Below are 361 nucleotides of genomic sequence, written 5' to 3'. Positions count from 1 at the left end.
GCTAAGCTTCTGGGCCAGGAAGTTCTCCACGAACAGCACGCCCGTCAGCAGCGTGGCGGTCAGCAGGATGAAGCCCACCGTGATCGTGCGGAACAGCAGGTCTTCCAGTTCGGTCAGCGGCGGCAGGGCGCGCAGCCAGAGATGGAATTCGCGCCGGCGCAGGGCGCGTTCCTGCGCCCACAGCATCACCGCCAGCAGCGCGGCGATGGCCAGTGCGGCGTAGGCCAGCAGCGCGAGCCAGGCGTGCAATTGCAGACGCCAGTCAAGCCCGATCGAGGCTTGGTGACCATAGACGTGGTACGCCGCCAGCAACAGGGCGGCCAACGGGAACGCGACCACGCCCAGTGCCGCCATCCGGCCC

The 361-nt window shown here is 68.1% G+C and carries 1 protein-coding gene; it reads right to left on the bottom strand.

Annotation, left to right across the window (positions count from 1 at the left end; genetic code table 11):
- On the bottom strand, positions 1 to 361 hold a 361-nt coding region (gene ccsA, locus OH705_RS26915; RefSeq protein ID WP_267303394.1), incomplete at both ends, for a cytochrome c biogenesis protein CcsA.

It is taken from the genome of Pseudomonas sp. BJa3 (assembly GCF_026343815.1).
Taxonomy (GTDB): Bacteria; Pseudomonadota; Gammaproteobacteria; order Pseudomonadales; family Pseudomonadaceae; genus Aquipseudomonas; species Aquipseudomonas soli.
The sequence above is the reverse complement of the archived record's forward strand: the minus strand, read 5'-3'. Positions and strand labels throughout refer to the sequence as shown.